The sequence below is a fragment of the Streptomyces sp. NPDC039423 genome (genome assembly GCF_055598725.1).
Genome location: NZ_JBVKAH010000003.1, coordinates 397,336 through 415,663 on the forward strand (window position 1 = coordinate 397,336; position 18,328 = coordinate 415,663).

Genomic DNA, 18,328 nt, shown 5'->3' on the forward strand with positions numbered 1-18,328 from the left:
CGTCACCGTCCCGTTCCGCAACGCCGAGGACGCGGAAGAGGACTGACCGCCGCCGGCCGGCCCGGTGGTGCACCGCCGGGCCGGCCGGTCCCCCATCCCCGAGGAGCCGACATGCGTGTCCTGCTGGTCAACATGCCCTGGTCGCCCATCGACCTTCCGTCCCTCGCGCTGGGAATCCTCAAACGGAGCGTGGACGAGCGCGTGCCCGGCGCCGAGGCCGAGGTCCTGCACGCCAATCTCGAGTTCACCGACTGGATCACCGCGCGCACCGGGTTCACCGGTGACGACTACGAGTACTACGCCCTGTCGTCCTACTTCATGGGCTGCGGCGACTGGGTGTTCTCCTCCGCGCTCCACGACGACCCGCACTGGCGCGACGAGGAGTTCACCACCGTGATGCGCGGGAAGCTCAAGAAGTCGCGCATGGAGATGACCCGGGCGCTGCACCGGGTGGTGCCGGAGTTCGTCGACGAGATCGCGCGGCGGATCGTGGACCACTCCCCCGACGTGGTCGGGTTCACCTCCACGTTCCAGCAGAACACCGCGGCGCTCGCCGCCGCGCGGCGGGTCAAGCAGCTCGCCCCGCACATCGTCACCGTCATGGGCGGGGCCAACTGCGACGGGGCGCAGGGGGCCGCCGTGCACCGCAACTTCCCGTTCGTGGACCACGTCGTACGCGGTGAGGGCGAGGCGGCCTTCCCGCAGTTGCTCACCGCCCTCGCCGACGGGTCGGACCTCTCCGGGGTGCCGGGCCTGTGCCACCGCGGCCCCGGCGGGGAGAGCGAGGCCAACCCGATGGCGACCCGGCCGCTGCCGCCCGCCGCGATCCTGCCGCCCGACTACAGCGGCTACTTCGAGCGCCTGGCCGCCTCCGTCGCCCGCAACTGGGTCGAACCCAAACTGGTCGTCGAGGGCGCCCGCGGCTGCTGGTGGGGCGAGAAGCACCACTGCACCTTCTGCGGCCTCAACGGGTCGTTCATGGAGTTCCGGTCCAAGAGCCCGGACACATTCTACGACGAGATCATCGAACTGGCCCGCCGCCACCGGGTCCTGGACATGTACGTCGTCGACAACATCCTGGACATGGGCTACCTGACGACCGTGCTGCCCAGGATCATCGAGAGCGAGTACGACCTGCGGCTGCACATCGAGATCAAGGCCAACATGCGCCGGCCACAGCTCCGGACGCTCGCCGAGGCGGGCATGATCTACGTCCAGCCCGGGATCGAGTCGCTCAACCACCGGGTGCTGGACCTGATGGACAAGGGCGTCAGCGGCTGCCAGAACGTCCGGATGCTCCGCGACGGCGCCGAGACCGGACTGTCCGTCGCCTGGAACTACCTCCACGGCTTCCCCGGCGAGACCGCCCGGGACTACGAACCGGTGATCGCCCAGATCCCGGCCCTGGAGCACCTCGACCCGCCGGTCGACCTGTCCGCGCGGATCGCCATCGAACGCTTCAGCCCGTACTTCGAGCGCCCCGAGCTCGGCTTCACCGGGCTGCGGCCGGAGGAGCACTACCGCTTCACCTACGACCTGCCGGAGTCGGAGCTGTACGACCTGGCGTACGTCTTCGAGGCACCGGCCCGCGGCATCGGCGAGCCGACCGTCACCGCGCTCAACGACGCGCTGGCGGCCTGGAAGAAGCACCACGCGGACGCCCGGCTCACCCACGACGACCTGGGCGACCGGATCGTGCTGGTCTCCCGCCGGCGGGCCTTCGGCTGGCGGACCATGGAGCTCACCGACCCGTTCGAGCAGGCCGTCTTCCGCCTCCTCGACCAGCCGCACACTCCCGCCGCCCTCGCCAGGAAGGCCGCGCGCAAGGCGCCCGGGGCCGCCCGTGACGAGGACGGTGTCCAGCGGCTCCTCGACTCCTGGGTCGCCCTCGGGCTGGTCTTCACCGACGGCGGGCAGTACGTCCACGTCGCCCCGGCCGCCGTCAACGAGGACCTGCTGCGACTGGACTTCATGCGTCACGCGTACGCGGCCGAGGCCGCACCCGCCGAACCCGACGGGCCCGCCGCTCCGGCCGCGTCCGCCGAACCCGTCCGCGTATGACCGTGCCGGAGGACCGCGCCCGCGCGGGCACGTCCGCGGCCCACCGCGTCCGACCCGAGGAGGAGCACGCCCGATGAGCACCACCCTGAGCCCGCCCGCCGTCCTCGCCTGGCGGGACTACGACCCCGACGCCTGCGAGCTGCCCGGGATGTTCCTCGGCGAACTGGCCCTCCCCGGGCCGCTGGAGGGCGAGAGCGAACGGCTCTGGCAGCTCGGCGCCCGGCGCGTGCGGCTGCCCGGTGCCGTCGACCTGAGGGGGGACGCCGGTCCCGGGCGGGCCGCCGGCACGGTGGCCGCCCTGAGCCTGGTGCGGGACCTCACCGCGCGGGCCGTCCTCGTCGAGTGGGACCTCGTCCTCGACCCGGCGGAGCTGGCCGGCGCCTGGCAGGTCCTCAGCCACCTCCAGCCGCCCCGGACCCTCGCGGGGCCCGCCGGCTGCGACGAGGCCCTGCGCGCCTGGCGGCGAGGCCACTACCTGTGCAAGTGCCTGTGGCGGAAGGGGCCCGGCTTCGTGCAGATCCGGGACCGCCGCTGGGGGGAGCTGCGCCGCTTCACCGCCGACGAACCGGAGTACGAGCGGACCATCGAGCGTCTCGCGTACGGAGCGCCCGCCGCTTCCGTCCCGGCCGCCGTCCTCGACGACTTCCGGAGCGAGAAGCTGGTGCTGGACGTCGGTCCGCTCGCCTGGTGGGTGCCGTACCGGATCAGCCGCTGGCTCCAGGAGTCCATGACCATCTGAGGCCGGGGGCGCGGACGTTCACGGGCCGACGTGAACGTACGGCGCCCAGCTCAGCACGGCTTCCGGCCGCCGCTCCCGTACGGTGCGCAGCGCCGTGTGGAGGGCGGCGGCCGGGTCCGTCCCGGGCGGCCCGGCGAGGCGGTCGTGGACCAGGCCGGCGACCGTCGCCGCGAAGGCGTCGTCGATGGACCACAGGGTGCCGACCACGTCACGGAAGCCGGCGAGCTGGAGCGCGGTGGCGAAGGTGATCGCCTCGTCGGCGAGGACGATGCCGCCGCGGTGGGTCTCGCAGGCGGACAGGAACGCGAACCCGGCCCCGGTGCGCCGCAGTCCGGCGATGTCCCGCAGCGACAGCGGACCATCATGCAGGAAGAGCGCGCCCCGGGACGGGCGGGCCAGGTCCTGTGCCCCGTGGCAGGCGAAGTGGGCCCAGGAGCAGCGGGTCAGGGCGTCCAGTACGGCGGGCGCGGTGGCGGCGGGCCCGGTGACGAACTCGGCGTCGGGGTGCCGTCGGCGCAGGGCGCGGGCCTCCTCGCCGGCCGCGGGGAGGTCGGGCCGGCCGGGGGTCGCGGGCATGGCCACGATGAGGCCGCGGGCGTGCGCCGCCGGGGCCGGCCGGCCGTGCCGCTCGCGGGCGTGCAGCAGGGTCCGCAGGGTCGGGGCGTAGGAGGACACGACCCGGTCCGGCACGGTGTCGGTGTGGCGGGGCGTCCCGTCGCCGGCGGGGAGGGGGCGGCCCGCCGCGTGCACGGGGAGCAGGGTGAACAGGCCGGTGGGGCACCACCACAGGCGGGGCCCCCGGGCGTCCGGGGCGATCCGCCCGGTGTGGCCGAGCGCCGCCAGTACCGGTCCGGCGACCGTGTCCCACAGCCAGGACAGGGTCTCCACGAGCACCCGCCGGGCCGTGAGGGGCGAGCCGCCCGCGCCCAGGGCGCCGGTGAGGGCGAGGACCCGTGCGCCGAGGGCGCTGTCGTCGACGTCCAGGGGGAGGGCGCGGACGCCCTCGCCGGTCAGGAGCAGGGCGCTGCACCCGTACCGGCTGGGGACGAGCAGGACGACCGGGCCGTCGTCGGCGGCGGCGCGCAGTGTGGCGAAGGACGGGGCGCGCAGGAAGCCGGAGAGCCCGGGCAGGGCGCGGATCGCGGCGAGCAGTTCCTCCCGCCGCCGTGCCAGGGCCACGCGCCGCTCGTTGACGTGGCGGCGTCCCCGCGCGTCCCCGGCGGCCGTGGCGTGGGGGGCCTCGGGCAGCCGGTCCAGTTCGTCGAGGACCCGGCGGAGGCTGTCGGCGAGTTCCGGGGCCACGGCGCGGGGCCCGGTGTGCTCGGTGCGGTTCTCCAGGGACTGCGCGAGGAGGATGCCCCGGCCCTGTTCGAGGAGTTCCACCGCGCGTTCCGGCTTTCCGGCGCGTACGGCGACGGCGGCGGCGTGCGGGACGAGTCCCGGGTACTCCGCGATCAGGCGTTCCCGGTCGTCGCGCTCCAGGCCGCGCCAGACGGTCAGCTCAAGCTGTTCGAGGGCGAGGGCGAAGCAGTCGAGGGCGGTGGTGAAGTCCCCCGCGTCGGCGGCGAGGTGGCCCGCGCCGGCGGCCGCGCGGGCGCGGGCCCGGGCCGGGGCGGAGGGTACGGAGGACGCCTGGCGGAGGTGGTGGACCGCCCGTTCGCGGTCGGCCGGGTCGCCGGTGGCCGTGTGGCGCTCCGCCAGGGCGAAGCCGAGCGCGCTCAGGGTCTCGGTGCGCTCGGGGTGGTCGGCGGGCAGGAGCGCCTCCGCCTCCCGGAGTGCGCCGATGGCCTCGGCGAGCGCGTCGGGGGCCGCGAAGTGGCCGGCGTACTCCCGTAAGGAACGGGCGAGGCCCCTCAGCGTCCTCGGCCGCCGGTGGTCCCCGGCGGGGACCGTGCCGACCGCCGTACGGGCCGCCTCGACGGCGTCGAGGAGGTCGCGCGGGTCACGGGTGCGGGTGAACCGCGCCAGGAGCGCGCCCGCGAGGAGGTGCAGGCAACCGGGCCGGTCGGGGTGGCCCTCGGTGAGGAGGGAGAGCGCGTCCCGGAGCAGGGTGACCACCAGGTCGTCCCCGTCGGTGCGCCCGGGCAGGGGGCCGGGGTGGCTTTCGAGGGCGGCGGCCAGGTTGACCAGCCGGCTCGGCAGGTCGGGGTGGTCACGGGGGGTGGTCCTGGCGGCCTCGAACTGTGCCTCCAGCGCCTCGTCGAGGGCCTCGGTGCGGCCGGTGTGGGCGTAGTGGCGGCTCAGTGCCGAGGCGAGGTTGGTGAGGAAGGCGGCGCGGTGCGGGTGGTCGCGGGGCGCTTCGTACGCCGCTTCGCGCAGGGCCCGGATCGCCAGGTCGAGCGTGCCGGGGTCGCCGCCGCGTTCGTACACGCGGATCGCGGTGTGGCCGAGGCCCGAGCACAGCGTGAGGCGGTAGGGGTGCCCCTCGGGGATCCGCTGCCCGCCCTTGACGGTCACCGTGTAGGCCCGGGTGAGGGAGTCCGGATCGCCGGTGTACTCGTAGCGGCGGGTGAGGACGTTCCCGAGTGTGACGAGGGCCTCGGCCTGCACCAGGTCCTGCTCCGGGTGGGCGCGGGCGGCGAACAGGCACAGTTCGACGGCGTCGTCGAGCAGGCGCGGGTCGCCGTTCGCCTCCGCGTCCTTCAGGAGGTTGACGGCGAGGGCGGTGTACGCGGCGGCCTCGGTCGCGGTGAGCGCGCCGCCCGGCCGGCCGCCCTGCCCCGCGAACGCCTCCAGCAGCACGGCGGGGACGCAGTGCGCGGCCACGGGGTGCACCAGCTTGAAGAAGAGGGCGGCGCGCTCGGCGTCGGCGCGCGTCCCGTCCTGCTGGAAGCGGTACCAGTGGAAGGTCGCCAGCAGCACCGCGACGTTGAACGCCCGGGCGGTGTCGGCCGGTCCGGTGCGCGGGGCGAACCAGTCCACCGCGTGGTGGAGCCGGTCGGCCAGCAGCCGTGCCTCCGGCTCCCGGAGCAGCGCCGGGTCACCGCCGGTGGAGAAGGCGTCGAGCCGGTCCTCCATGGCGAACGTGAGGTCTTCCGTGTTCATCCCGCCCCCCAGCCCCCGTGCGGCCGTGCGTGATGCCGCCCTGTACCTGACTCACGGCTACGAACGATGAGACTATTCCGTGCGACGCCGGGGGGAAGGGGAACGGGTGGAAAGCACGGCCGTGGACGCGGACGGCCTCGGGTGGCTCTGCGGTGATCTGCCGGAGCTGCGCGAGCAGGCCCGCGCGGAGGGCTGGTCGGCCGAACTGGCCCGGTCGCTGGCGGAGTTGCGCGCCGGCACGGTGCCGGTGACGGAGGTGGTGGAGCGGGTCTGCGGACGGCTGGGGCTGCCGCTGCGGTCACGGGGGTACGCCCCGGTGCCCGGTCAGGACGCGGTGGCGCCCCCGGCCGGGTCCTACTCGTGTCCGGGCGGGCGCTGTTCGCGGGTGGAGGCCCGCGAGCCGGGTGGCCCGCTGCCGGAGTGCGCGGTGTTCGACGAGCCGTTGTCCTTCGGATGAACGCCTTCCTGGCCGAGCTGGGGAAGAAGCTCGCCGAACGCTGGGTGGGCCTGCTGCTCCTGCCGGGCGCGCTGTTCGCGGCCGTCGCCGCCGCGGGTGCCGTGCTGGGCCACCGCCACGCCCTGGACCCGCGGCTGCTGGTGCGGGCGGTCGAGGGGTTCGCCGCGCACTACGACCGCCGTCCGGTGTCGGCCGTGCTGCTGTCCCTGGCGTTCCTGGCGGCGGCCGCGGTGGCGGGGCTCGTGGCGCGGGGGCTCGGCACGGCGGTCGAGCGGATGTGGCTGGCGTCCGGGCCCGGGTGGCTGACCGGCCGGCTCGTCCGCCGCCGGCAGGGCCGGTGGGACCGTGCCGTCGTGGCCTTCGGGCGGGCGGCCGCCGCGGACCGGGCCGCCCTCGCGGAGGCCCGCAACGCCATCGCGCTCACCCGGCCGGCCAGGCCGACGTGGATCGGCGACCGGCTGCGGGGCGTGGGGGTCCGGGTCCACGGCCAGTACGGGCTGGACTTCCCGTACGCCTGGCCCCGGTTGTGGACGCTGCTGCCCGAACCGTGCCGTGCCGATCTGGTCGCCGCCCGCGGGGCGATGGCCGAGGCGGCGACGCTCGGCGGCTGGGGGCTGCTCTACCTGTGCCTGGCCGTCCAGTGGTGGCCGGCGGCCCTGGCGGGCACGGCGCTGGTGCTGGCCGGGTGGCGGCGCGGCCGTGAGGCGGCGGCCGGGCTGGCGGACCTGACCGAGTCGGCCGTCGACCTGTACGCGGCCGACCTCGCGCTGCGGCTCGGGGTGGACCTGCCGGCCGGGCGCGTCACCCCGGCGGTGGGCAGACAGTTGAGCGAACGCTTCCGCAAGGGGGCGTGAGGACGGGGGCCGCGCCCGGCCCGGGGGGCGCGGGGCGGTCCGAGAGGCGTGGGGCGGTCCGGGGGGCGCGGGGCGGTCCGGGGGGCGCGGGGCGGTCCGGGGGCGCGGGGCGGCAAGCCCGGTGGCTCCGACGTGCGGGGGCGGCGGGCGGCCGTGATGCTGGTCTCCGGAATCTCCGGGTCTCCGGGTTCTCCGGATCTCCGGGTTCTCCGGATCTCCGGGCTCCTCGGGTGCTTCAGGTTCTTCGGTCTTTCCGACCTCACGGGAAACGGGTACGGCTCATGGACAAGGCGCAGCTCATCGAGACGACCGCCGCCGGGGCGGGCGGGCACGGCGACGGGGTTGGGCTCCCCCGGGAGGACGTCGAACGGATCGTCGACGCGCTCTTCGGCACCGTGGAGCACCCGGGTGCGATCGCCCGGGCGCTGCGGAACGGTGAGACGGTCGTCCTCGGCAGCTTCGGCAGCTTTCACGGCGACGGCGGCACGACCTCCTTCCGTCCGGGCAAGGCGCTCACCGAGTTCCTCCAGGGCGAGGTGCGGTGAGCCCGCCGGCCGGCGGACCGGAGCGTCCCGGCGGCAGGTGTCCATGGCGGAGCTGACGCTGCGGGCCACCCGGCGCCGGCGCCCCCGGCCCCCTGGGGCGGCGGCCGGGGCGGCACGGGGCGGGGGGCGGGCGTCACCGTCCCAGGTCGTGGAGCACCTCGCGGGCCGCGCGCGCCCCTGAGGCCAGGGCGCCCTGCACCGACCCGGTGGCCCGGTGGTCCCCGCACACGTACCGGCCCGGCGCCACGCGGGTGGTGCGGCTGAGCGGCTGCGGCGGTGGCATGGCGGGCAGCGCGTCCTGGACGGTCCGGACCGTGAGCAGGTCCCAGGAGCCGGTGCCGGTGTCGTACGCCTCGTCGAGCGCCGCGCGCACCTCGCGTTCCCGGCTCCGGGTGTCCTCGCCCAGCACCGAGGTGGCGACCAGCGCGTGTCCGGGCGGGGCGAAGGCGCGCGCCACGTCGCTGAGCACACAGGTGTTGAGGAACCGGCGCCGGGTGTCCACCAGCAGGGTGGGTTCACCGGCCGGGGAGCGGGGGGCGACGTGGTAGTAGGTGGTCACGACCCGGTAGGCGGGGAGTTCCACGTCCGGCAGCAGGGCGGCGACCGTCCCGGGGCCGGTCGCGACCACCACGGCACGGGCGGGCACGTCCTCGCCGTCCGCCGTGAGCACGCCGTCCTCGGTCAGCCGCTCCACGGGCGCCTCCAGGCGTACCGTTCCGGCGGGCAGGGCGGCCGCCAGGGCGCGCGGGACGGCGCCGATGCCCTCCATGGGCAGGCACAGGGTGCCGCGCAGCATGCTCCGCCACACCAGGTGGAACACCCGCCCGGAGGTCTCCAGTTCGTCCTCCAGGAACACCCCGGACAGGAACGGCCGGAAGAACCGCTCGACGAGCGCGTCCGAGACCCCGGCGGCGGCGAGGGCGGTCCGGGTGGTGGTGTCGGGCGACCTCTTGAGCAGCCGCGGCGGGAGCAGCGCGTCCCTGGCCGACAGCACGCCCAGGGCGGCCAGGTCGCGGGGGCCCGCGAGGCGGCCCGGCAGCAGGTCGGGCAGGGTACCGGGCCGCCGGGTGGGGTCGGTGAAGCGCAGCCGGCCGGACCCGGTGTGGATGAGCACGCCGGGGGTGAAGGGCCGCAGCCTCAGGTCGCGGAGGGTGAGGCGCCGCCGGACCTGGGGGTAGGACGTGTTGAAGACCTGGAACCCCCGGTCCACGACGAACCCGTCGACGCGGTCGGAGCGCATGCGGCCACCGGGCGCGTCGGAGGCCTCCAGGACCCGTACGCCGACGCCCTCGGCGAGCAGGTCGCGGGCGCAGGCGAGGCCGGCGGCGCCGGCTCCGACGACCAGTACGTCCGTTGCGCCCCGGGGAGCGGACACGATGACCCACCTCTTCCACTGCCACGTCCGTGCCGTCCGCCGCGGGCGCGGGGACGGCGGTGGTGCGCCGTGGCGCACCTCATTGCCGTTCGTCTTCCGGGTGGCCCGTACGGGCGGATGCACTCCCGGGGGCGCCGGCGCCCGCGGGGGGCGCTCATCCGGTCCCCCACTTCGCCAGCCCCCGCAGCAGGCCGCTGCGTCCGCGGCCGGGCACCGTCCACAGCGTCTGCCCTTGGACGCCCCACTGCTCCAGCAGGGCGTTGGCGGCGAGGAACCCGGTGGTCGCCGCGCGTTCCATCAGCGCCACGGGCAGGTCGGTACGGACCAGGTCGCCCGCCACCACCAGGCCGGGGTGCGGGGTGCGGACGGTGGGCCGGTCGCGGTAGCCGCCCACCGGGAACAGGGGGCAGTCGTCGCGCCACTCGTGGCGGGCGTCGACGACCGTGGCGGTACGTGTCTCCGGGTAGACGCGGTGCAGTTGGGCGGCGAGGCGCTTCTCCTCGACGTCGCGGGGCGCCTCCGGTGCCACCGCGTAGGCGTGCAGCTCCACGACGGACCCTCCGGTGCGGGCGGCCCAGCGGGCGGCCTCGTCCTCCCAGCGGTCCAGGACGCTGATGTTGTCGAGGTTCTCGAAGCCGCTGGTGCCCAGGAACCCGGGCCGGCCCGGCGCCACGGGCCGGTCCAGCCACAGCCGGCTGACCAGGAACGGCGGGGCGTTGCGCAGCCGTGCGACCCGCTCGCGCCACGGGGCGTCGCCCAGCAGGTCCGAGCGTGCGACGAGGGAGCGCAGCCCGGCGACGTCCAGGGCCAGGACGACGCCGTCGTGGCGCCGCTCGTCCCGGGCGGTGACGACCCGGTGGCCGCCGTCCTCCGTGGGCGCGATGTGCTCGACGGGCGTGGCGGTGCGTACGTCGGCGCCGTGCCGCCGCAGATGGTCGGCCAGGGGGTCCCACAGGGCGGCCGGGAAGGGCGCGGCGGGGACGTCAAACAGGAGGCCTTCCGCGGAGCCGAGGAAGTAGATGTGGAACATCAGCGCCATCTCGGCCGCCGAAAGCAGGCGGGGGTCGGCGAAGAAGCTGCGCGAGAACACCTCGAACGCCAGGTGGCGGGCGCTGTCGGGGAAGCGGACGGCGTCGAGGAAGTCCTGGGCGCTGGTGCCGTCGAGGCGGTCGTACACCTCGGGGACGCGTACGTCGAGCAGCGGCAGGGCCGCGACCGGGTCCATGGCGCGCAGGTCGCGCAGGCCGAAGGACGGGCTGAGCGCGACGAAGCCGAGCGCGCTCCACGGCGGGGTGCGCGGGACGTGGCGGAAGCCGTCCCGCATGCCGCCGCCGTGCAGCAGCGGGTAGTCCGGCAGGCCGGTGAGCCGGTCGAGTCCGGGGTCGGTGCGGCGCAGCAGCCCGCGCAGGTTGTAGTACTGGCGGAAGAAGGCGTGGAAGCCCCGGCTCATGGTCACGGTGGTGCCGTCCCGGAGCCGGACGGTCCAGCCGCCGACGCGCCCGCCGAGGTAGGGGTGGCGTTCGTACAGCGTCACGGCGACGCCGCGCTCGGCCAGCGCGGTGGCGGCGGCCAGGCCGGCGATGCCGCCCCCGACGACCGCGGTGGTGGGGCGGCGGGCGGGGTCGGCGCGCCGGGCACCGGGGGGCGCCGGTAGTACGCGGGCCCGCCGGTCCCGGCCGTGACGGGTGCCGTCGGGGCGGTACGGGACGCCCCTCATCGCCCGGCCTCCGCCGTGGTGTCCGGGTGGCCGGGGAGGGTGTCCGCCCGGCGGGCGACGAAGGTGTGGGTGATGCCCGTCTGCCAGCCCGGCAGGGGAAGGGTGCGGACCCGGTCGAACCCGGCGGCGCGGACGCGGCGGGCGAAGCGGCCGGCGGTGTCGAACTCCACGACGCTGCGCCACAGGTGGCGGTAGAGGGCGCCGTCCCCGAGGACGGTCGCCGCGGGCTGCACGAGGCCCCGGCACACCAGGGTCCACACCGCGCGGTCGGCGCGGCGGCCGCTGAGGGCGTACTCGTGCACGCCGAGCCGTCCGCCGGGGGCCAGCAGACCCCGTACCGAGGTGAGGACGGCGTCCGGGTCGGTGACGTTGCGGAAGAGGTACGCGGCGAACACGGCGTCGAACGGTCCCGTCACCCCGGCCTCCGCCAGGTGTTCGGCGGGGGCGTGCACGAAGCACACCCCGTCCGCCCAGGGTTTGGCGGCGGCCCGTTCCAGCATCCCGGCCGAGGCGTCCACGGCGGTGACGTCCGCGCCGGGCAGGACGGAGCGGAGCGCGGCGGTGGAGGCGCCGGTGCCGCAGCCGAGGTCCAGCAGGCGCAGCCCGGCGCCGTCCTCCGGGAGCCCCTGGCCGCCGGCCAGGCCGAGGCGGCGCACCGAGCGCCGGAGGTGCGCGTGGTAGCCGGGGTTGGCGGCCACCAGCGAGTCGTAACTGCGGGAGGCGTGGTCGAACGCGGCGGCGAGGTCCTCGTCGCGCAGCAGGGTCATGCGGTCTCCAGGGGCCGGGGGCGAGCGGGCGGGGGTACGGGGCGTCCGGACCGGTCAGTCGAAGGGGCGGCGGGGCAGGAGGGGCAGTTCGAGCGCCGAACGGAGCATCGGCCCGACCGGCGTGCGCAGTCCGACGGCGAGGTCCTCGTGCAGGTGGGTGCCTCCGTCGAGGAAGCGCAGCAGCCGGCGCGCGGGTACCCGGGCGAACAGGTGGGAGAACAGGGCGGGACCGTCGACCCGGCCGCTGTCCAGGGCGCGCAGCAGCACGGCGTCCATGGCGCGGGAGCGGGCGGAGTGGGCGGGCGGCGGTACGGGCCGGCGCCCCCGGCGGAGGGCGCCGGCGACGGCCCGGGTCTGGCGTTGCAGGCCGGCGAAGGTGTAGCCGGTGGCGGGGCGGGTGGCGCCGCCCGCCGCCCCGATGCGGAACACCGACTCCCCGACCTGGCGGGGCATGGGGGCGTCCGTCATGGGGATGACCCCCGTCTCGGTCGCCAGCACCCGGAGGTCGCCGAGCCGCAGGACGTCGTCGACGTATCCGCGTACCGCCGACTCGTAGCCGTGGGCGGTGAGGAGGCGGGGGGAGAACTCGGTGTACTCGACGAGCGCTTCGTGCGGTCCGGTGGGCAGGACGTAGCCGAAGGAGAGGCCCTCGGCGGGCTGCGGGGTGCGGAAGTCCATGAGGTCCGCGGTGCGGGGGTCGAAGACCGGCCGGTCGGTGCGGACGAACCAGCCGTGGAAGTGCTGGAGCAGGGTGGTGCGGGCGGCGGGCAGACTGCCCAGGGGGCGGGAGTCGAACACCCAGCGCACGCGCAGCACCCGGGACGGGCCGTGCGGCGGGCTGGGGCCGTTCGCCGGGAACGGGCCGTTCGCCGGGGACGGGCCGTGGGGCCGGGAGAGGTCGTTCGCCGGGGACGGGCCGTACGCCCGGGTGGGGCCGTCCGGCTCGCGCAGGTGGACGAGGGCGCCGCCGGGGACGTCCTCCACCGTGTCGACGGTCGCCTCCAGGCGCCGCACGTTGGGGCTGGCCGCCAGGTCCCGTGCCACCAGGCGCTCGAAGTCGTCGGACCGGATCATCCGGTACCGCAGCGGGGCGATTCCGGCACACACCGGGGCGCCGGCCGGCGGACGCACCCGCAGGTGCTCCCATTCGGCCGTCACGGCGGCGTCGAAGCGGCCGCCGCCGGGCCCCCAGTAGCACCAGGTGCGGCGCGGCGGCCGCAGCGGGCCGGGCGGGGCGTCCACCAGGACCACCGACGGCGTCCGCGCGCCGGGGACGTGACCGGCCAGGCGGTGGGCGAGGGACAGCCCGGCGGCTCCGGCCCCCACGACGGCCACGTCGGCGTCGAGCACGACGGCTCCCTCCCTCCCGCGCCGGTCGGCGCACTTCGCTGATGTTCCCGTCCCGGTGCCCGAACGGATGCACATCACTCGTTCGTGACGGGCGGCTGCCGCCGGGGCGGCGGACCGTGGAAGGGACAACCTGCGACGCCGGCCCGTGCGCTGTGGCCCCCGGCGCATCCGTGACCGGCACCCGCGCCGAAGAACGTCGGTGACGGAGCGATCAGCGAGCACGACGAGAGGAACCTGGATGCGTCCCACTCAGGCGAGGGAACACCATGCGGCCGCGCCGCCACCCGCCGTCCGTGCGCTCACCCTGCCGGTGACCCCCGTCCGGGTGCGGCCGGACGGCGCAACGACAGGTGCCCCACGCGACGGGGCGGCGGCCGGGGCGGGCGCGGCGGGGGCCTCGGGCGCGGCGGGGGCGGGCGGCCTCCCGGGGGCGGGCGTCCTGCCGGCGGGGGCGGGCGTGCTCCCGGCGGGGGCGGGCGTGCTCCGGCCGGGGGCCGAGGACCCGCGCGCCGTCGACGCCGACGTGCCCGCGGCCGTCGGGCGGGTCCTGGCCGGCGTACTGGACGAGCGGGTCGCCCGTGCCCGGGCCGTGGACCCGCTGTTCGCGCGGGAGCTGGCCGGGCGGGTCGCGCGCTTCACGCGGACGGGCGGCAAACGCGGCCGTTCCCGGCTGGTCTGGTGGGCCTGGCGTGCCTGTGGCGGCGGTGACCGGGCGGCGGCCTCGGCGGTGCTGCGGATCGGCGCGGCGCTGGAGCTCCTCCAGACCTGCGCCCTGGTGCAGGACGACGTCATGGACGGATCGGTCCGGCGGCGCGGCCGCGCCGCGCTCCACGCCGACGTGGCCGCCGAGTACGCGGGACGCGCGCCCGCCGCCCGTGCCGGACGTTTCGGGGAGGCGGCCGCGGTCCTGGCCGGTGACCTGGCGCTGGCCTGGGCGGACGACCTGGTGGCCGAGACGCCCCTGGGCCCGGGGACGGCGGTCGCGGTGCGGCGCCTGTGGAGCGACATACGCCTGGAGATGGTGGCCGGTCAGTACCTGGACGTGCAGGGCCAGGTGACGCGGTCGCGCTCCCTGGCGCGGGCGCTGCGCACCGCCTGCCTCAAGAGCGCCCGCTACTCGGTGGAACGGCCACTCGCCCTGGGGGCCGCCCTGGCGGGCGCGGACGACGCCACGGCGCGGGCGCTGGCCTCGGCGGGCCGCTGTGTCGGTACGGCCTTCCAGCTCCGCGACGACCTGGACGACGTCTTCGGCGACCCGCGGCTGACCGGCCGCCCGTGCGGCGGGGACATCCGGGAGGGCAAACCCACCTGCCTGACCGCCCTCGCGTGGGCCCGCGCCGAAGCGTCGGCCGACCACCATGCGCTGGCCGTGCTGGAACGGTCCCTCGGCAACGCGGCGCTGACCGGGGCGGAACTGGACGAGGTCCGGGACGTCCTGGACCGCACGGGCGCCCGGGCCACGGTCGAGACCCGGATCGACCGGCTCGTCACCCGTGGTCTCCGCCGGCTCGACGACGCCGCCCTGGCCCCGGCAGGCGAGTACCGGCTCCGCCGGCTGCTGACCGCGACGGCCGGCGGCACGTCCACCGCCGGATCCACCGGGTCCACGGGGTCCGCCGGGTCCACGGGGTCCGCCGGATCCGCCGGGTCCACCGCGTCCGCCGGATCCCCCGATCCAGCCGGTCACCCCGGCCCCGTCCTGACCTGCGCGACGGGCCAGGAGCCGTCGGCGGTCGTCCCCGGCGCCGGGGAGGTCCTCCGATGACCCGCACGCTGCCGGGCCGCACCGACCACGTGGTGGTCGTGGGCGCCGGACTCGCGGGGCTGTCGGCGGCCCTGCACCTGCTGGGCGCCGGACGCCGGGTCACCGTCGTCGAGCGGGACGCGCTGCCCGGCGGCCGGGCCGGGCGGCTCGACCTGGGCGGCTACCGGATGGACACCGGCCCGACCGTACTGACCATGCCCGACCTGGCCGACGAGGCGTTCGCGGCGGTCGGTGACAGCCTGCGCGAGCGGGTCGACCTGATCCCGCTGCACCCGGCGTACAAGGCGCGTTTCGCGGACGGCAGCACGCTGGACGTGCACACCGCCGCCGACGCGATGGCCGCCGAGGTGGAACGGTTCGCCGGGCCCCGGGAGGCGGCGGGCTACCGGCGGCTGCGCACCTGGCTGGAGCGGTTGTACCGGGCACAGATGCGCCGGTTCATCGACGCCAACTTCGACTCGCCCCTGGACCTGCTGAACGCCGACCTCGCCCGCCTCGCCGCGCTGGGCGGCTTCGGCCGGCTGGACGCGCGCATCGGCCGCTTCCTGTCGGACGAGCGGCTCCGCCGGGTCTTCTCCTTCCAGGCCCTCTACGCGGGCGTCCCGCCGGCCCGGGCGCTGGCCGCGTACGCCGTGATCGCCTACATGGACACGGTGGCCGGGGTGTACTTCCCCCGGGGCGGCATGCACGCCCTGCCGCGGGCCATGGCGGACGCCGCCGGGGACGCGGGCGCCGACCTGCGGTTCGGGCAGGAGGTGGTCCGGCTGGAGCGGTCGGGCGAGCGCGTCACCGCCGTGGTCACCGACCGGGACCGCATCGTGTGCGACGCGGTCGTCCTCACCCCGGACCTGCCCGTCGTCTACCGGCTCCTCGGCCGCGCCCCCCGGCGGCCGCTGCGGCTGCGGCACTCGCCGTCGGCGGTCGTCCTGCACGCCGGGACGGACCGCACCTGGCCGGAGCTGGCGCACCACACGATCTGGTTCGGCGACGCCTGGAGCCGTACGTTCGACGAACTGACGCGCAGCGGGCGGCTGATGAGCGACCCGTCCCTGCTGATCACCCGGCCCACCGCGACCGACCCCGGTCTCGCTCCCCCGGGCCGCCACCTGCACTACGTCCTGGCGCCCTGCCCCAACACGACGATCGGGCCGGGGGCGGCCGCGTGGACCGATCTCGCCCCGCGCTACCGGGACTCGCTGCTGCGGGAACTTCAGCGGCGCGGTCTCGACGGTCTCGAGGCCGCCATCGAGGAGGAGTGCCTGGTCACCCCTGCCACCTGGCAGGCGCTCGGGCACGCCGCGGGCACGCCGTTCTCGGCCGCCCACACCTTCGCCCAGACCGGCCCGTTCCGGCCCCGCAACCTCGTGCGGGGCACCGGGAACGCCGTCCTCGCCGGCTGCGGCACCACCCCGGGCGTGGGGGTGCCGACCGTCCTGGTGTCGGGGAAGCTCGCCGCGGCCCGGATCACCGGCGTCCCGGGCCGCGCGTCCGCCCGCCCCCGTACCGCCGCCCGCCGCGGCGCGCCGGCCGCCCCGGCACCGGCCGCCCCGGCACCGCCCACCACGAAGGAGACCCCCGTATGACCGACCGGGAACTCGACGCGGCGGGGATCTCCGATCCGGCGCTGCGGGCGGCGTACCGCCACTGCCGCGCCCTCAACGCGCGGCACGGGAAGACCTACTTCCTGGCCACCCGGCTGCTGCCGGTGGAGCGCCGGCCGGCGGTGCACGCGCTGTACGGCTTCGCCCGCTGGGCCGACGACATCGTCGACGCGCCCGGGCCGGACGCGGACACCGGGCGCACGGCGGCGGCGCTCGCCGAGCTCGACCGGAGCCTGCGCCGGGGGCTGCGGGACGGGCACGGTCGCGAGCCGGTGGTGCGGGCCCTCGCCGACACCGCGCGCCGCTACGCCATCGACCACGCGCACTTCCGCGACTTCATGGCCTCGATGAGCGCCGACCTGGTGGTGACCGACTACCCCACCTACGCGGACCTGCGCGGGTACACGCACGGTTCGGCCGCGGTGATCGGGCTCCAGATGCTGCCGGTCCTGGGCACCGTGGTCCCGCGCGAGGAGGCCGCGCCGCACGCGGCCGCCCTGGGCGTGGCGTTCCAGCTCAGCAACTTCCTGCGGGACGTGGGCGAGGACCTCGACCGCGGCCGGGTGTACCTGCCGGCCGACCTGCTCGCCGGGCACGGTGCCGGCCGGGAGCTGTTGCGGTGGTGCCGGGACACCGGCCGCCGTGACCGACGTGTCACCGCGGCCCTGCGGGAGTTCGAGGCGCTGACCCGGGGGGTGTACCGGGAGGCGGCGCCGGGGCTGGACATGCTGGACCCGGTGTCCCGGCCGTGCATCCGTACGGCGACGGTGCTGTACGGGGGGATCCTGGACGCCGTCGCCCGGGACGGCTACGCGGTGCTGCACCGCCGTGCCGTGGTGCCGCGCCGGCGCCGCGCGGTGGTGGCCGCCGACGGGCTGGCGCGGGTGGCGGCCGCGCGCCTGCGCGCCCGGGGCGGCGGCGGGCGGGGCGGGCCCGTCGCACCGGGCGGCGCCCCGTCCAGCGCCGTGCCCGGGGCGCCCTGCCGGCCGGTCGCCGAGGAGGTCGCGTGAGCCCCCGCCCGCCGCGCCGCGGCGCCCGTCTCCCGCTCGCCCTGCGCCGCCGCCCGGTCCCGTGGGACCGTCAGCCGCCCACCTGGCGGGACGCCAGGCCCTCGCTGATCGCCGAGGCGCTGAAGCGGGCCCAGGCCCGGCCGTCCGGCAACTGGTACGTGGTGGGCGCGTCCCTGGCCCTGCGCCGCGACCGTCCGCTGGCGTCGACCGTGGCCGGGCGGGAGGTGGTGGTGTGGCGCGGCCCCGACGGGCGTCCGGTGGGCGGCCCCGGCGTGTGCCCGCACCTCGGGGCGCCGCTGCGGGACAGCCCGGTGCGCTGCGGCACCCTGGTGTGCCACTGGCACGGTCTCGCGCTGGACGGCGCCCCGTTCGCGGGCTGGGCGCCGCTGCCGGTGCACGACGACGGCGTCCTGGTGTGGGTGCGGCTGGACGAGGCCGGCGGGGAGCCGCCGCTGGACGCGCCCGTCGTCCCCCGGCGGCCCGAGGGGGCACGCTCGCTGTCGGCGGTCCACGTCGCCACCGGGACGTGCGAGCCGGAGGACATCGTGGCCAATCGGCTCGATCCGTGGCACGGGGCGTGGTTCCACCCGTACTCGTTCGTCGACCTCACCGTGGTCGGCACGCCGGACGGCAGCGAGGGCGGGGACGAGGGCGGAGGCGGGGCGGACGGGTTCACCGTCGACGTCTCCTTCAAGGTGGCGGGGCGGCTGGTCGTGCCGGTCCGGGCGGTGTTCACCGCTCCCGAGCCGCGTACGGTCGTCATGCACATCACGGAGGGGGAGGGCGCGGGGTCCGTCGTCGAGACCCATGCGACACCGCTCGGGCCGGACGCGCGGGGACGCCCCCGTACGGCGGTGGTGGAAGCCGTGGTGGCGGCCTCGGACCGGCCGGGGTTCGCCGTGGCGCGCCGGGCGGCGCCGCTGCTGCGCCCGCTCGTGCGCACTGCGGCCGGGCGGCTGTGGCGCGACGACCTGGCCTACGCGGAGCGGCGGTGGGCGCTGCGCTCCACGGGGCGGTTCCCCGGCTGAGGTTCCCGCCGCCG

14 protein-coding genes are annotated in these 18,328 nt (G+C 76.7%); 9 read left to right on the forward strand and 5 right to left on the reverse strand.

Going from position 1 to position 18,328, the window contains the following annotated elements:
• Window positions 1–111 precede the first annotated feature (111 nt).
• Together ACZ7LK_RS12545 and ACZ7LK_RS12550 are read left to right on the forward strand one after the other, a co-directional pair.
• A complete protein-coding gene (locus ACZ7LK_RS12545) occupies window positions 112–2,061 on the forward strand; it encodes a RiPP maturation radical SAM C-methyltransferase (RefSeq protein WP_471140158.1) in 1,950 nt (649 codons plus the stop codon).
• 73 nt (window positions 2,062–2,134) lie between these two features.
• Window positions 2,135–2,800: a DUF5825 family protein gene (locus ACZ7LK_RS12550; protein ID WP_471140161.1), complete on the forward strand. Its 666-nt coding sequence runs from the start codon at window positions 2,135–2,137 to the stop codon at window positions 2,798–2,800.
• An 18-nt stretch (window positions 2,801–2,818) separates the two neighbouring features.
• On the opposite strand, the gene ACZ7LK_RS12555 is transcribed toward ACZ7LK_RS12550, so the two are convergent.
• Window positions 2,819–5,845, reverse strand: coding sequence for a CHAT domain-containing protein (locus ACZ7LK_RS12555; protein ID WP_471140164.1), 3,027 nt, complete (start codon window positions 5,843–5,845; stop codon window positions 2,819–2,821).
• Between the two features lie 106 nt (window positions 5,846–5,951).
• On the opposite strand from ACZ7LK_RS12555, the gene ACZ7LK_RS12560 reads away from it, so the two are divergent.
• The 3 genes from ACZ7LK_RS12560 to ACZ7LK_RS12570 all read left to right on the forward strand — a co-directional run bounded on the left by ACZ7LK_RS12560 (window position 5,952) and on the right by ACZ7LK_RS12570 (window position 7,701).
• Window positions 5,952–6,302, forward strand: a complete 351-nt coding sequence (locus ACZ7LK_RS12560) for a hypothetical protein (protein ID WP_392272898.1) — start codon at window positions 5,952–5,954, stop codon at window positions 6,300–6,302.
• Window positions 6,299–7,156, forward strand: coding sequence for a hypothetical protein (locus ACZ7LK_RS12565; RefSeq protein ID WP_392272897.1), 858 nt, complete (start codon window positions 6,299–6,301; stop codon window positions 7,154–7,156). Before ACZ7LK_RS12560 ends, ACZ7LK_RS12565 begins: the two co-directional genes overlap by 4 nt.
• Before the next feature lie 281 nt (window positions 7,157–7,437).
• Window positions 7,438–7,701: an HU family DNA-binding protein gene (locus ACZ7LK_RS12570; protein WP_471140167.1), complete on the forward strand. Its 264-nt coding sequence runs from the start codon at window positions 7,438–7,440 to the stop codon at window positions 7,699–7,701.
• 133 nt (window positions 7,702–7,834) lie between these two features.
• Here ACZ7LK_RS12570 and ACZ7LK_RS12575 read toward each other — a convergent pair whose 3' ends face one another.
• The 4 genes from ACZ7LK_RS12575 to ACZ7LK_RS12590 all read right to left on the reverse strand — a co-directional run bounded on the left by ACZ7LK_RS12575 (window position 7,835) and on the right by ACZ7LK_RS12590 (window position 12,910).
• Window positions 7,835–9,079 (reverse strand): NAD(P)/FAD-dependent oxidoreductase, encoded by a 1,245-nt coding sequence (locus ACZ7LK_RS12575; protein ID WP_471140644.1) that lies wholly within the window; start codon window positions 9,077–9,079, stop codon window positions 7,835–7,837.
• Between the two features lie 151 nt (window positions 9,080–9,230).
• Window positions 9,231–10,793: an FAD-dependent oxidoreductase gene (locus ACZ7LK_RS12580; protein ID WP_469463262.1), complete on the reverse strand. Its 1,563-nt coding sequence runs from the start codon at window positions 10,791–10,793 to the stop codon at window positions 9,231–9,233.
• Window positions 10,790–11,560 carry a methyltransferase domain-containing protein gene (locus ACZ7LK_RS12585; protein ID WP_392272894.1) on the reverse strand — a complete coding sequence of 257 codons (771 nt, stop codon included), beginning with the start codon at window positions 11,558–11,560 and terminating at the stop codon, window positions 10,790–10,792. Before ACZ7LK_RS12585 ends, ACZ7LK_RS12580 begins: the two co-directional genes overlap by 4 nt.
• Before the next feature lie 54 nt (window positions 11,561–11,614).
• On the reverse strand, window positions 11,615–12,910 hold the full coding sequence (locus ACZ7LK_RS12590) for a lycopene cyclase family protein (RefSeq protein WP_469463264.1): 1,296 nt from the start codon (window positions 12,908–12,910) through the stop codon (window positions 11,615–11,617).
• 238 nt (window positions 12,911–13,148) lie between these two features.
• Between ACZ7LK_RS12590 and ACZ7LK_RS12595 the strand changes: the two genes are divergently transcribed.
• From ACZ7LK_RS12595 to ACZ7LK_RS12610, 4 genes are read left to right on the forward strand one after another with little or no spacing between them, the layout of a single operon-like run.
• Window positions 13,149–14,675, forward strand: coding sequence for a polyprenyl synthetase family protein (locus tag ACZ7LK_RS12595; protein WP_469463266.1), 1,527 nt, complete (start codon window positions 13,149–13,151; stop codon window positions 14,673–14,675).
• On the forward strand, window positions 14,672–16,258 hold the full coding sequence (gene crtI / locus ACZ7LK_RS12600) for a phytoene desaturase family protein (RefSeq protein ID WP_469463269.1): 1,587 nt from the start codon (window positions 14,672–14,674) through the stop codon (window positions 16,256–16,258). The genes ACZ7LK_RS12595 and crtI overlap by 4 nt, the downstream gene beginning before the upstream one ends.
• Window positions 16,255–17,286: a phytoene/squalene synthase family protein gene (locus ACZ7LK_RS12605; RefSeq protein ID WP_471140174.1), complete on the forward strand. Its 1,032-nt coding sequence runs from the start codon at window positions 16,255–16,257 to the stop codon at window positions 17,284–17,286. Before crtI ends, ACZ7LK_RS12605 begins: the two co-directional genes overlap by 4 nt.
• Window positions 17,283–18,314 carry a DUF5914 domain-containing protein gene (locus ACZ7LK_RS12610; RefSeq protein WP_392272889.1) on the forward strand — a complete coding sequence of 344 codons (1,032 nt, stop codon included), beginning with the start codon at window positions 17,283–17,285 and terminating at the stop codon, window positions 18,312–18,314. Before ACZ7LK_RS12605 ends, ACZ7LK_RS12610 begins: the two co-directional genes overlap by 4 nt.
• Window positions 18,315–18,328: the final 14 nt, after the last annotated feature.

Excerpts from the sequence above, each read along its gene's own strand:
- ACZ7LK_RS12555 (WP_471140164.1), bottom strand. The coding sequence starts at position 5,845 with ATGAACACGGAAGACCTCACGTTCGCCATGGAGGACCGGCTCGACGCC.
- ACZ7LK_RS12570 (WP_471140167.1), top strand. The coding sequence starts at position 7,438 with ATGGACAAGGCGCAGCTCATCGAGACGACCGCCGCCGGGGCGGGCGGG.
- ACZ7LK_RS12565 (WP_392272897.1), top strand. The coding sequence starts at position 6,299 with ATGAACGCCTTCCTGGCCGAGCTGGGGAAGAAGCTCGCCGAACGCTGG.
- ACZ7LK_RS12585 (WP_392272894.1), bottom strand. The coding sequence starts at position 11,560 with ATGACCCTGCTGCGCGACGAGGACCTCGCCGCCGCGTTCGACCACGCC.
- crtI (WP_469463269.1), top strand. The coding sequence starts at position 14,672 with ATGACCCGCACGCTGCCGGGCCGCACCGACCACGTGGTGGTCGTGGGC.
- ACZ7LK_RS12545 (WP_471140158.1), top strand. The coding sequence starts at position 112 with ATGCGTGTCCTGCTGGTCAACATGCCCTGGTCGCCCATCGACCTTCCG.
- ACZ7LK_RS12550 (WP_471140161.1), top strand. The coding sequence starts at position 2,135 with ATGAGCACCACCCTGAGCCCGCCCGCCGTCCTCGCCTGGCGGGACTAC.
- ACZ7LK_RS12580 (WP_469463262.1), bottom strand. The coding sequence starts at position 10,793 with ATGAGGGGCGTCCCGTACCGCCCCGACGGCACCCGTCACGGCCGGGAC.
- ACZ7LK_RS12605 (WP_471140174.1), top strand. The coding sequence starts at position 16,255 with ATGACCGACCGGGAACTCGACGCGGCGGGGATCTCCGATCCGGCGCTG.
- ACZ7LK_RS12595 (WP_469463266.1), top strand. The coding sequence starts at position 13,149 with ATGCGTCCCACTCAGGCGAGGGAACACCATGCGGCCGCGCCGCCACCC.